Source organism: Paracoccus lutimaris, assembly GCF_003337565.1.
GTDB lineage: Bacteria > Pseudomonadota > Alphaproteobacteria > Rhodobacterales > Rhodobacteraceae > Paracoccus > Paracoccus lutimaris.
Window position 1 is genome coordinate 49,852 of sequence record NZ_QPJL01000021.1, and the last position, 11,727, is coordinate 61,578.

General features: G+C 68.4%; 11 protein-coding genes and 1 pseudogene. 9 read left to right on the top strand and 3 right to left on the bottom strand.

The genetic code is table 11. The features are described from left to right. Positions 1 to 33 precede the first annotated feature (33 nt). From DFP89_RS15680 to lpxB, 9 genes are all read left to right on the top strand, one after another. Positions 34 to 1,035, top strand: coding sequence for an AAA family ATPase (locus tag DFP89_RS15680; RefSeq protein ID WP_114350333.1), 1,002 nt, complete (start codon positions 34 to 36; stop codon positions 1,033 to 1,035). Then, positions 1,032 to 1,916: a DUF58 domain-containing protein gene (locus tag DFP89_RS15685; protein ID WP_245948802.1), complete on the top strand. Its 885-nt coding sequence runs from the start codon at positions 1,032 to 1,034 to the stop codon at positions 1,914 to 1,916. The genes DFP89_RS15680 and DFP89_RS15685 overlap by 4 nt, the downstream gene beginning before the upstream one ends. Next, on the top strand, positions 1,916 to 3,862 hold the full coding sequence (locus tag DFP89_RS15690) for a BatA domain-containing protein (protein WP_342770950.1): 1,947 nt from the start codon (positions 1,916 to 1,918) through the stop codon (positions 3,860 to 3,862). Before DFP89_RS15685 ends, DFP89_RS15690 begins: the two co-directional genes overlap by 1 nt. Further along, positions 3,859 to 4,695, top strand: a complete 837-nt coding sequence (locus DFP89_RS21100) for a DUF4159 domain-containing protein (protein WP_342770951.1) — start codon at positions 3,859 to 3,861, stop codon at positions 4,693 to 4,695. The genes DFP89_RS15690 and DFP89_RS21100 overlap by 4 nt, the downstream gene beginning before the upstream one ends. Next, a complete protein-coding gene (locus DFP89_RS15695) occupies positions 4,692 to 6,797 on the top strand; it encodes a hypothetical protein (RefSeq protein WP_114350334.1) in 2,106 nt (701 codons plus the stop codon). The genes DFP89_RS21100 and DFP89_RS15695 overlap by 4 nt, the downstream gene beginning before the upstream one ends. A 100-nt stretch (positions 6,798 to 6,897) precedes the next feature. After that, positions 6,898 to 7,377 (top strand): 3-hydroxyacyl-ACP dehydratase FabZ, encoded by a 480-nt coding sequence (gene fabZ / locus DFP89_RS15700; RefSeq protein ID WP_114350335.1) that lies wholly within the window; start codon positions 6,898 to 6,900, stop codon positions 7,375 to 7,377. Then, positions 7,370 to 8,155, top strand: coding sequence for an acyl-ACP--UDP-N-acetylglucosamine O-acyltransferase (gene lpxA / locus DFP89_RS15705; protein ID WP_114350336.1), 786 nt, complete (start codon positions 7,370 to 7,372; stop codon positions 8,153 to 8,155). Before fabZ ends, lpxA begins: the two co-directional genes overlap by 8 nt. Then, a complete protein-coding gene (locus DFP89_RS15710) occupies positions 8,152 to 8,949 on the top strand; it encodes an LpxI family protein (RefSeq protein ID WP_114350337.1) in 798 nt (265 codons plus the stop codon). The genes lpxA and DFP89_RS15710 overlap by 4 nt, the downstream gene beginning before the upstream one ends. 76 nt (positions 8,950 to 9,025) lie before the next feature. Continuing rightward, on the top strand, positions 9,026 to 10,189 hold the full coding sequence (gene lpxB / locus DFP89_RS15715; protein ID WP_114350338.1) for a lipid-A-disaccharide synthase: 1,164 nt from the start codon (positions 9,026 to 9,028) through the stop codon (positions 10,187 to 10,189). Here the strand turns inward: lpxB and DFP89_RS15720 are convergent. The 3 genes and pseudogenes from DFP89_RS15720 to DFP89_RS15730 form a co-directional block, all read right to left on the bottom strand. Next, a complete protein-coding gene (locus tag DFP89_RS15720; RefSeq protein ID WP_114350339.1) occupies positions 10,164 to 10,514 on the bottom strand; it encodes a RidA family protein in 351 nt (116 codons plus the stop codon). The genes lpxB and DFP89_RS15720 overlap by 26 nt on opposite strands. Positions 10,515 to 10,542: 28 nt before the next feature. Then, on the bottom strand, positions 10,543 to 11,289 hold the full coding sequence (locus DFP89_RS15725; protein WP_114350340.1) for a sulfite exporter TauE/SafE family protein: 747 nt from the start codon (positions 11,287 to 11,289) through the stop codon (positions 10,543 to 10,545). 347 nt (positions 11,290 to 11,636) lie between these two features. Then, positions 11,637 to 11,727: pseudogene (locus DFP89_RS15730) on the bottom strand (IS5/IS1182 family transposase); the annotation flags it as partial.

Genomic DNA, 11,727 nt, shown 5'->3' on the forward strand with positions numbered 1-11,727 from the left:
CATGTTGTCGTAAATCAGAATTGGGGCGTTGTCATGGCCGAGGATCACAAACTGGTAACCGATGTGCAGGTTCTGACCGCGCGTCTGGCCGAGGCGCGCGCCAGCGTCGAGCGCCGCTTTGTCGGCCAGCATGCGGTGGTCGAGCAGGTTCTGGCGGCGATCCTGTCGGGGGGGCATGCGCTGCTGGTCGGTCAGCCGGGCTTGGGCAAGACCATGCTGGTCGATACGCTGGCCACGGTGCTGGGGCTCGATACCGCGCGCATCCAGTTCACCCCCGACCTGATGCCCGCCGATATCCTCGGCTCCGAGGTGCTGGACATCCGCCCCGATGGCAGCCGGGCATTTCGTTTCATCGAAGGCCCGGTCTTCACCCAGCTGCTGATGGCTGACGAAATCAACCGCGCCAGCCCGCGCACGCAATCGGCGCTCTTGCAGGCCATGCAGGAGGCCGAGGTCACCATCGGCGGCGAACACCGCCCGCTGGGCCGGCCCTTCCATGTGCTGGCGACCCAGAACCCGATCGAGCAGGAGGGCACCTATCCCTTGCCCGAGGCGCAGCTTGACCGATTCCTGTTGCAGATCGACGTGGGCTATCCCGACCGCGACACCGAACGCGCGATCCTTCTGGCCACCACCGGGACCGAGCAGGGCCGGGCGCATGCCGTTTTCACCCCCGATAACCTGATCGCCGCGCAGGCGCTGATCCGGCGCATGCCGGTGGGCGAATCGGTCCTGAACGCGATCCTTGATCTGGTCCGCGCTGCCCGTCCCGGCGCCCCCGAGGCGCCCGGCTGGATGGCCGACACGCTGGTCTGGGGGCCGGGGCCGCGCGCCGCGCAGGCGCTGACGCTGGTCACCCGCGCCCGCGCCGCGCTGAACGGCCGCTTCGCGCCCACGCTCGACGATGTCGCAGCCATGGCCGCCCCGGTCCTGCGCCACCGCATGGCGCTGAGCTTTGCCGCCCGCGCCCGCGGCGAAACCATCGAAGGCGTCATCGCCCGCCTGACCGGCGACCGGATGCAGGCCGCCGCGTGAGCACCGCCCCGAAAAGCCTGACACTGGTCGAGCTGCGCGCCGGGGCCGAGGCGGCATCAGCCGGGCTGCCCGCGCTGATGCTCTCGGCCGAGCGGCTGGCGGCGGCGCTGACCGCCGGCGCCCATGGCCAGCGCCGGGCCGGGCCGGGCGAGGATTTCTGGCAATACCGTCCCGCGACCTCGGGCGATACCGCGCGCAGCATCGACTGGCGCCGCTCGGCGCGCTCGGACGGGCAGTTCGTCCGCGACCGCGAGGCCGAGGTGCCACAATCGGCCTCGATCTGGGTCTCGGCGGCGGCGGGAATGGATTACAGCGGCGGCGCGAACCGCCCCAGCAAACGCGCACGCGCCGATCTGCTGGCGCTGGCGTTGTCGATGGCGCTCTTGGACGGGGGCGAGCGCGTGGCGCTGGCCGGCGATCCGCCGCGTCCGGGCCGCTTTCAGGCCGAGCGCATCGCGCAATCGCTGGTCACGCGCCCGCCGCTTGCCGGCGATGAGGACGCGCCGCCCGCTCAGGCCTTGCGCCCCGGCCAGCGGGTGATCCTGTTTGACGATTTTCTGGGCGATCCGCAGCCGGTGCTGGACTATCTGAGCCGCGCGGCGGGGATGGGGGTGCGGGGGGCGCTGATGCAGGTCCTCGACCCCGATGAGGAAGGCTTTCCCTGGACGGGGGCGGTGCTGTTTCGCTCGGCCTCGGGGGCGCTCAAGCACGACACCCGCGATGCTGGGGGGCTGCGCGAGGCCTATCTCGCGCGGCTGGCCGAGCGGCGCGAATTGCTGGGCCGCGCGGCGCTGAACGCAAGCTGGCATTTCGGCACCCATGACACGGCGGCGTCGCCTGCGCAGGCGCTCTTGTGGCTTTGGTCGGCGCTGGAGGACTGATGCTGACGCTTGGCCCCCTTGGCTTTCTTGCGCCCTGGCTGCTGAGTGCACTGATCGCGCTGCCGGCGATCTGGCTGATCCTGCGGGTCATGCCGCCTGCGCCGAAACTGGTGCGCTTTCCCGGCACGCGGCTGCTTTTGGGTCTCAGGGACGCGCATCCCGTGGCGCGGCACACGCCGTGGTGGCTGCTGTTGCTGCGGGTGCTGGCGATTGCGGCGCTGATCCTGGGTTTTGCCGGTCCGGTCTGGAAGCCGCTGCCCGATCAGGCCGGGCAGGGGCCGTTGCTGATCGTTCTGGATGCCGGCTGGGCCGCCGCGCCCGACTGGCCCGAGCGTCAGGCCCGCGTCCTGCGGGCGCTGGACCGCGCCTCGGGTCAGGGCCAGCCCGCCGCGCTTTTGGTCGCGGATGGCACGGCCAGCGGCACGCTGCCTTTTCAGCCGGCCGGTGAGGTCGCGGCCCGGCTGCGCGCCCTGACCCCCGCCGCATGGGAAACCCGCTATCCCGAGGCACGGACCGAAATCCTGGCCGAAACCTTGGCCGAGGCTCCGCAATCCGGGCTTTTGACGCTTTGGCTCAGCGACGGGCTGGACCATCCGGGCCGTGCCGGCCTGCTTGCGGCGCTGGCCGTGCGCGGCGAAGTCACCGTCATTCCCCCGACCAGTGCGCGCCTGTCGCTGGAACTGATTCCCGGTGACCGCCCGGCGCTGCACCTGCGCGCGACCAGCCCCGGCACGCCCCCCGCCGTGCTGGCCATGGGGCTTGATCCGCAGGGCATGCCGCGCGAACTGGCCCGCCTTGACCCCACCAAACCCGAGGCCGTGACCGAATCCGGCATCACCACCCGCATGATCCAGATCGAGCTGCCCTCGGAACTGCGCAACCGCATCACCCGCTTTGAAATCGAGGGCCAGCGCAGCGCCGGGGCCATCGTGCTGGCCGATGACAGCCTGCGCCGACGCAAGGTGGCGCTGGTCGGCGACGACCGCGCGACCGAGACCCAGCGCCTGCTCTCGCCGCTGCATTACCTGCGCCGCGCGCTGATCCCCAGCACCGACCTGATCGAGGGCGGGCTTGAGGACGTGCTGCAGGCCTCGCCCGATGTGGTGATCATGGTCGATCAGATCGGCCTGCCCGACAGCGAGGCGCTGGCGGCATGGCTGGACAAGGGCGGCCTGCTGATCCGCTTTGCCGGGCCGCGCATGGCCGCGTCCGAGCACCTGCGCGACGAGCCTTTCCTGCCGGTCACGCTGCGCGAAGGCGGGCGCGACATCGGCGGCGCGCTAAGCTGGGGAGAGCCGCGCGGGCTGACGCCCTTTCCGGCCGAGGGGCCGTTTTCGGGCCTGAACGTGCCGGCTGATGCGACCGTGCGCGCCCAGCTTCTGGCCGAACCCGCGCCCGATCTTGCGCAAAAGACGCTGGCGCAACTGACCGACGGCACGCCCTTGGTCACGCGCGCGCCTTACGGACAGGGGCAGATGGTGCTGTTTCACACCTCGGCCAATGCCGAATGGACCAATCTGGCGATCTCGGGCCTGTTCGTCGAGATGCTGCAACGGCTGGTCCAGACTGCCCGCGCCAGCAGCCCGCAGCCCGACACCGCCCCCGCCGAGGATACGTTCTGGACGCCCGAGCAGGTGCTGGACGGCTTTGGCCGCGCGCAGGACCCCGAGGACCCGGTGCCGGTTTCGGCCGGTGATTTCACCAAGGGGGCGGGGCCGGGCGCGCCAGCGGGGCTTTATCGCGCCGGTGAACGGGTCGCCGCGCTGAATGCGGGCGGGACCCTGGCGCTGGCCGACTGGCCGGGCGCGCGGGTGGAAACGGCGGCGCGGACGGCGGGGCTGGACCTGCGCGGCTGGCTGATCGCGCTGGCGGCGCTGCTGTTCGCGCTGGACGCATTGGGCAGCGCATGGCTGGCGCGCGGCATTGGCCAAAGGGGGCTGGCATGACGCGGATTTTCCTGATTCTGGCCCTGATCCTTGGCGCCGCACAGGTGTGGGCGCAGGAACAGCCCGACCCGCGCCTGATCCGCGCCGCCGATGACGTGGCGCTGGCCTATGTCGTGACCGGCGACCCCGAGGTGGACGAAACCTCCGAAGCCGGGTTGCGCGGCATCTCGCAGGTGCTGGCCGCGCGCACCACTGTCGAGCCGGGCGAGCCCATCGGCCTTGATCTGGACCGGGACGACCTGTCCTTGCTGACCTTTCTTTACTGGCCGGTGACGGATGGGCAGCCCTCTCCCTCGCCGCAGGCTTACGTTCGGCTGAACCATTTCCTGCGCTCGGGCGGGATGATCCTGTTTGACACCCGCGACGGCGATATTGCCGGGCTTGGCGGGCCGGACGGGGCGGCGGCGCTGAAACGGCTGGCGGCGCCCCTGGATATTCCGCCGCTGGCGCCGGTGCCGCGTGATCATGTGCTGACCCGGACCTTTTACCTGCTGCAGGATTTCCCCGGCCGCTATCAGGGCCGCGACATCTGGGCCGAGGCCCCGCCGGCGGATGCTGCCGCGGCCGAGGGCGTGCCCTTTCGCAGCCTGAATGACGGGGTTTCGCCGGTCGTGATCGGCGGCAATTCCTGGGCCGAGGCCTGGGCAATGGATGAAAACGGCCTGCCGATGTTCAGCGTCGGCTCCAGCCTTGACGGCGAGCGCCAGCGCGAGATGGCTTACCGCTTTGGCGTCAACCTGATCATGTATGTGATGACCGGAAACTATAAATCCGATCAGGTGCATGTCCCGGCCTTGCTTGACCGCTTGCGGCAAGAGGAGGCGATCCGGTGAACGGGCTGAGCTTTGATCCCTTGCTGCCATGGCCGCTGGTCGGCGCGATTGCCGTGCTGGCGGTTCTGGTCATGCTGTGGTCGCTGTGGCGGGGCCTGCGGGGCTGGTTCTGGCGCGGGCTGGCCGGGGCTGCGGCGGCGCTGGCGCTGGCCGGGCCGGCGCTGGAAACCGGCATGCGCAACATGCTGTCCGATATCGTGATCCTGCTGGATGATCGCAGTGCCAGCCAGTCGTTGCCGGGCCGCGGCGAACAGGCCGACGCCGCCATCGAAGAGCTGACGCAGCAGCTGAACGCCCTGCCGGGCACCGAGATCCGCCGCGTGACCGTGGGCGACGATCCCGATGGCACGCTGATCGGCACCGCCCTGACCCGGGCGCTGGCGGCCGAGCCGCAGACCCGCATCGCCGGTATCGTCGCCGTGACCGACGGGCTGGCGCATGACGCATCGGCGCTGCCTGCGACGGCGCCCGCGCCGGTCCATGTCCTGTTGACCGGAACGCCCGTCGACTGGGACCGCCGGCTGGTCATCGAAGAGGCCCCGGCCTATGGCCTGATCGGTCAGCCCGTCACCATCCGGGTCCGGATCGAGGATCAGGGCGCCGTCCCGCCCGAGGCCGCGCAGATGCCGTCGCGGCTGAACATCTCGGTCGACGGTCAGGATGCGCGCAGCATCGAGCTGCCTGCGGGCGTGACGCTGGATTTGCCGGTGGTGCCCGAACATGCCGGGCAGAACGTGGTCTCGATCGGCTTTGACGCGCCCGAGGCCAGCCCGCCCGAGCTGACCGACCGCAACAATTCCGCCGCCATCCAGATTCAGGGCGTCCATGACCGGCTGCGGGTGCTGCTGGTCTCGGGCGAGCCGCATCCGGGTGAAAGAACATGGCGCAACCTGCTGAAATCGGATGCGAATGTCGATCTGATCCATTTCACCATCCTGCGCCCGCCGGACAAGATGGACGCGGTCCCGGTGGACGAGCTGTCGCTGATCGCCTTTCCGACCCAGGAATTGTTCATGGAGCGGATTCGCGATTTCGACCTGATCATCTTTGACCGCTACCGGGTGCGCGGCATCCTCTTGCCGCAATATTACGAGAATATCCGCCGCTATGTCGAAGAGGGCGGCGCGGTGCTGGTCGCTGCCGGCCCCGAAATGTCGACGGTGGAAAGCCTGAACCTGTCGCCCCTGGGGGCGATCCTGCCCGTGCGCCCGACCGGCCGCATCTATGACGAGCCGTTCCTGCCGCGCCTGACCGAGGACGGCGCCCGCCACCCGGTCACCGCCGGGCTGACCGGCGCCCCGCGCGAAGGGCGCGGGGATCACTGGGGACGCTGGCTGCGCATGTCGCAGGTCATTCCCAGCCCGGGCGCGCAGGTGGTGATGACCGGCGCCAATGACGCGCCACTGCTGATCCTTGACCGCGTGGGCAAGGGGCGGGTGGCGCTGATGACCTCGGATCAGGTCTGGCTTTGGGGGCGCGGCTTCGAAGGCGGCGGCCCGCAGCTTGAGTTGCTGCGCCGCATCGCGCATTGGTCGATGAAGGAACCCGACCTCGAGGAAGAGGCGCTGACCGCCGAGGTCTCGGGCGGGCTGACGGTCACCATCACCCGGCGCACCATGGACCGCAGTGCCAGCCCCATCCGCATCACCCGCCCCGATGGCGAGGTCGTGACCCTGCCGCTGGCGGAAACCGGGCCGGGGCGGTTCTCGGTGCGCTGGATCGCGCCGGGGCCGGGGCTTTACCGGCTGACGGATGGCAAGATCACCCGCGTCATCGCCCTTGGCCCCGCCGCCCCCCGCGAATTCGAGGAAACCGTGGCCTCGGGCGCGGCGCTGGGTCCGTTGGCCGAGGCGACACAGGGCGCGGTCCTGGACCTTTCGGATGGCATCCCGCGCCTGCGCACGGTACGCGAGGGGCGTCCGGCGCATGGTCAGGGGGTCGGCGGCGACTGGATCGCCATCACGCCCCGCAAGGCGGCCTCGGTCAGCGGCATGACCCATCGCCCGATCCTGCCGCCCTGGGGATGGCTTGTCCTGATCGCGGGGCTGGCATTGGCGGGCTGGCTGGCCGAGGGGCGGGGCTGGTCGCGTCGTGCGGCCTAGGCGCCCCGCCGCCTGTGTGTCAGGTTGCCGATGACCGGCGAAACTTGCCAAGTTGACGCCCCGTTGCTAGGCAAATGAAAACACTCCAAGAGGAACGCGCATGGCCGCCGACGAGACCCCCTATATCCCGCCGACCGAAGCCGATCTGGCGCTGATCAAGCGGATCCTGCCGCATCGCTACCCTTTCCTGCTGGTGGACAAGGTGCGCGACATCGTGCCGATGGAAAGCTGCGTCGGGATCAAGAACGTCACCTCGAACGAGCCGCATTTCGAGGGCCATTTCCCGCAGGAGCCGGTGATGCCGGGCGTCCTGATCATCGAGGCGATAGCGCAGGCCTCGGCAGTTCTGGTCGGTTGCAGCCTTGATCTGGCCGACAAGGGCATGGGCACCTATTTCATGTCCATCGACAAATGCCGTTTCCGCCGCAAGGTCGTGCCGGGCGATGTGCTGGAACTGCATATCAAGACCCTGCGCGGCGGCGGCAAGGTCTGGAAATTCGAGGGCCGCGCCATCGTCGATGGCGAACTGGCCGCCGAGGCCGAGATCATGGCCATGATGAACCGGGGCGAAAATGGCTGAGAGCGCCATCCACCCCTCGGCCGTGGTCGATCCCGCCGCCCGGATCGGCGAGGGCTGCGAGATCGGCCCCTTCTGCGTCGTCGGCCCTCAGGTCACGCTGGGGCGGGGCGTGGTGCTGAAATCCCATGTTGTCGTCGCTGGCGAGACGGTGATCGGCGACGAGACCGTGGTCTTTCCCTTTGCCTCGGTCGGCGAGATCCCGCAGGATCTGAAATTCAAGGGCGAACGCGCGCGTCTGGAAATCGGCGCCCGCAACCGCATCCGCGAATATGTCACCATGAACCCCGGCACCGAGGGCGGCGGCGGTGTCACCCGCGTCGGCGATGACGGGCTGTTCATGGCCGGCAGCCATGTCGCCCATGACTGCCAGATCGGCAACCGGGTGATTCTGGTCAACAATGCCTCGGTCGCCGGGCATTGCGTGCTGGAAGATGACGTGATCGTCGGTGGCCTGTCGGGCGTCCATCAATGGGTGCGCATCGGGCGCGGCGCGATGATCGGCGCGGTGACCATGGTCACCGCCGACGTGATCCCCTTTGGCCTCGTGCAGGGGCCGCGCGGGCATCTGGACGGGCTGAACCTTGTCGGGCTGAAACGCCGTGGCACCTCGCGCGATGAAATCCACGCGCTGCGCGACATGCTGGGCAAGCTGGGGCAGGGCAGTTTCCGCGACACCGCCCGCCAGCTCGCCAAGGGCGAAAACGGGCCGATGGTCAGCGAGGTTCTGGACTTCATCCTTGGCCCCTCGGACCGCAGCTTTCTGGCGCCCCATCCATGAGTCGCATTGCCCTGATCGCCGGCGAGGGCCGCCTTGCCCCCGCCATTGCCGCCGCGCTGGACGATCCTTTGGTCTATGCGCTGGACGGGCTGAAGCCGCAGGTCGCGGCCAAGCCCTTCCGGCTGGAGCGGCTGGTGCCGTTTCTGGACGAATTGCTGGATCAGGGCGCGACCGAGGTGGTCTTTGCCGGTGCCATCCGCCGCCCCCGGATCGAGCCGGACCTGTTCGACGCCCGCACCATGGCCATCGTGCCGCGCATCGTCATGGGCATGCAGTCGGGCGATGATGCCGCCCTGCGCGCGGTCATCGACGTCTTCGAGGAAAGCGGCCTAACAGTTCGCTCTGTCGATGAAATCCTGCCTGACCTTGTGCCGGGTGAGGGGATTTTGGTGGGCGAACCCAGCCCCCGTGACCAAAAGGACGCGGCCCGCGCGGCCCAGATCGTCCGGGGGCTCGGCCCGCTGGATGTGGGTCAGGGCGCGGTGGTGGCGCAGGGGCTTTGTCTTGCCATCGAAGCGCTGCCGGGCACGCAGGCCATGCTGGAATTCGCCGCCCTGCATTCGAGGCTGAAGCCCGATCCCAAGGGTGCCAGGGGCGTGCTTTACAAGGCGCCGAAGCCCGGTCAGGACCGGCGGATCGACCTGCCGACCATCGGCCCCGACACCGTGGCACAGGTCGCGGCGGCGGGTCTTGGCGGCATCGTCTGGGAGGCGGGCGGCGTCATCTTGCTGGAACGCGAGGCGGCCATCGCTGCCGCGCGCGATGCGGGCCTGTTTCTCTGGGCGCGGGCCTGATTTCGGGCCTGATTGCGGGAACGCCCCTGCCTGCCGGGCCGTTTCCTCCTTGCGGACTGCGAAAAGGGATGACGGAATGAAGCTCTTTCTGATCGCGGGTGAGCCTTCGGGCGACAATCTGGGCGCTGCGCTGATGGCGGGCCTCAAGCAGCTGGTGCCGGGCGTCGAGTTTCTGGGCGTCGGCGGCCCCGCCATGGAGGCCGAGGGCCTGACCAGCCGCTTTCCCATGGATGAGCTGTCGCTGATGGGCATCTGGGAAATACTGCCGAAATACCGCGCCTTGAAGGCCCGCATCGCCGAGACCGCCCAGGCCATCGCCGATGAAAAGCCTGACGCGCTGATCACCATCGACAGCCCCGATTTCTGCCTGCGCGTGGCGCGTCAGGCGCGGGCGCTGAACCCTGATCTGCGCACCATCCATTATGTTGCGCCCTCGGTTTGGGCATGGCGGGCGGGGCGGGCGAAAAAGATGGCCGAGGTCATCGACCATGTGCTGGCGATCCTGCCCTTTGAGCCGCCCCTGATGCAGGCCGCCGGCATGAGCTGCGATTTCGTCGGCCATCCTATCGTCGCCGAACCTGTCGCCGGCCCGGCCGAGGCGGCGGCGTTTCGCGAAACCCATGGCATCGCGCCCGGCCAGCCGCTGATCCTGTGCCTGCCCGGTTCGCGCCGGACCGAGGTCTCGCGGCTGGGACCGCGCTTTGACGAGGCCTTGATGCGGCTGCGCGACCGGGTGCCCGAGATCCGCGTGGTCATTCCGACCGTGCGCGGGGTCTCGGGGCTGGTGCGCGACATGGCGAAACGCTGGCCGACCGCGCCCATCGTCGTCGAAAACGCAGACGAGAAACGCGCGGCATTCGCCGCCGCCGATCTGGCGCTGGCGGCCTCGGGGACGGTCAGTCTGGATCTGGCGGCCAATGACGTGCCGATGGTGATCGGCTATGACGTCGCGCCGCTCAGCCGGCTGATCATCCGCCTGATGCTGAAAACCGATACGGTGACGCTGGTCAATCTGGTCAGCGAGACCCGCGCGGTGCCGGAATTTCTGGGCGCGGATTGCGATCCCGGTCCGATGTCGCAGGCGCTGTTCTGCCTGCTTGAGCATCCCGAGGACCGGTCTGCGCAGATCGCCGCGATGGAGCTGACCATGGAGCGGCTGGGGCGCGGCGGCGAGGCTCCGGGCCTGCGCGCCGCGCGATCCGTGCTGGGCGCGCTCAGTTCTGCGCCGCGACCACGATGATCTCGACCTTGTAGTCGGGGGTGGCCAGAGCCGATTCGCCGGTGGCGCGGGCGGGGGTGTGGCCCTGCGGTGCCCAGCCGTCCCAGACCGCGTTCATCTCGGCGAAATCGCCCATGCTCGCGAGCCAGATCTGCGCCGACAGGATGCGGGTCTTGTCCGAGCCGCATTCGGCCAGCAGCCGGTCGATCTGGGCCAGAACCTCGCGCGTCTGCTCGGTCACCGAGGCGCCGGGCTTGCCGACCTGACCGGCCAGATAGACGGTGCCGTTATGGACCACGGCCTGGCTCATGCGGGCGCCGGTCTCGATGCGTTTGATGTCGGACATTTCGGATTCCTTTCGGGTTGGTCGCGGCCTAGAACAGCCGCCAGAAGAATAGCGCCGTCATGCCAAAGCCGATGGCCGCGATCAATGCCCGAAGCCATCGCACCGGCAGGCGCCGCGCGACCGGGGCGCCCAGATAGCCGCCCAGAATGGTGCCGATGCTCATCACCGCGGCCGGCATCCAGTCAACCTGGCCGCCGACAGCGAAGATCGCAAAGGAAATCACCGACAGCGCGAATGACAGCCAGCTTTTCAGCCCGTTCATCTGGTTGAGGTCGGTCATCCCCCATAGCGCGAACAACGCCAGCAGGATGATGCCCAGCCCGCCATTGAAATAGCCGCCATAGATCGCGACCGGCAGCATGGTTCCGGCGCCAAAGGGCACGACCATGCTGCGATGCTGCGCCGCCCATTCGCGCACGCGCGCCCCCCAGATGAAGATCGAGGTCGCCGCCAGCAGCAGGAACGGCACCAGCACCGCGAATGCCTTGTTAGACGAGACAAGCAGCAGGCAGGAGCCGACCGTGCCCCCGGCCAGCGTCCACAGCGTCAGGCGGGTGACCAGCCGCCGCTCGATCCGGGCAATGTCATGGCGAAAGCCCACGGCTGCGGCCAGATAGCCGGGCAGGGCGGCCACGGTGCTGGTCGCATTGGCCATGACCACCGGCACGCCGCTGGCGACAAGGGCGGGAAAGGTGATGAAGGTGCCGCCTCCGGCGACGGCGTTCAGCATGCCGCCGAAGAACCCGGCGGCCAGCATCATCAAGGTATCGGTCATAAGTCATTGTCCCGCTGCGATCCGCGACATGCTTAGCGGCGAGGGGCGGGGGCGTCCAGTCGGGGGCTTCAGGTTGTTGGTTGTGAATGTGTAGTCATCTTATCTCTGCCTATATGTGTTTATAGAAACCGATCAGTTAAGAAACGATTTTAAATGCTAGCCATACAGGGTTCTTCTCGCTGCCTATCCGGAATGAAATCTCTGCTTCTTTACAGATTTCGTCAAGATGCGAGACGAAATTATCAGGATTTCTCGGTTCCTCTCGAGGTGCTATTATCAGGCAGCCCACTCTTTTGTCTGCTTCGTCCTTCTTGATATCTCGGGCATCCTTGTGTGCTTTTTCTAGGTCATGTTGACAAATGGCGGAGCCAGAGGCGGATCGACGTGATATCGATGAAGCCAAGGAAGCTTTCGGCGGTCTTGTCGTAGCGGGTGGCG

What these genes read in the sequence shown, in the direction of transcription:
- DFP89_RS15680 (WP_114350333.1), top strand. Translation starts at nt 34, where the DNA reads ATGGCCGAGGATCACAAACTGGTAACCGATGTGCAGGTTCTGACCGCG.
- DFP89_RS15690 (WP_342770950.1), top strand. Translation starts at nt 1,916, where the DNA reads ATGCTGACGCTTGGCCCCCTTGGCTTTCTTGCGCCCTGGCTGCTGAGT.
- DFP89_RS21100 (WP_342770951.1), top strand. Translation starts at nt 3,859, where the DNA reads ATGACGCGGATTTTCCTGATTCTGGCCCTGATCCTTGGCGCCGCACAG.
- fabZ (WP_114350335.1), top strand. Translation starts at nt 6,898, where the DNA reads ATGGCCGCCGACGAGACCCCCTATATCCCGCCGACCGAAGCCGATCTG.
- lpxA (WP_114350336.1), top strand. Translation starts at nt 7,370, where the DNA reads ATGGCTGAGAGCGCCATCCACCCCTCGGCCGTGGTCGATCCCGCCGCC.
- DFP89_RS15710 (WP_114350337.1), top strand. Translation starts at nt 8,152, where the DNA reads ATGAGTCGCATTGCCCTGATCGCCGGCGAGGGCCGCCTTGCCCCCGCC.
- lpxB (WP_114350338.1), top strand. Translation starts at nt 9,026, where the DNA reads ATGAAGCTCTTTCTGATCGCGGGTGAGCCTTCGGGCGACAATCTGGGC.
- DFP89_RS15720 (WP_114350339.1), bottom strand. Translation starts at nt 10,514, where the DNA reads ATGTCCGACATCAAACGCATCGAGACCGGCGCCCGCATGAGCCAGGCC.
- DFP89_RS15725 (WP_114350340.1), bottom strand. Translation starts at nt 11,289, where the DNA reads ATGACCGATACCTTGATGATGCTGGCCGCCGGGTTCTTCGGCGGCATG.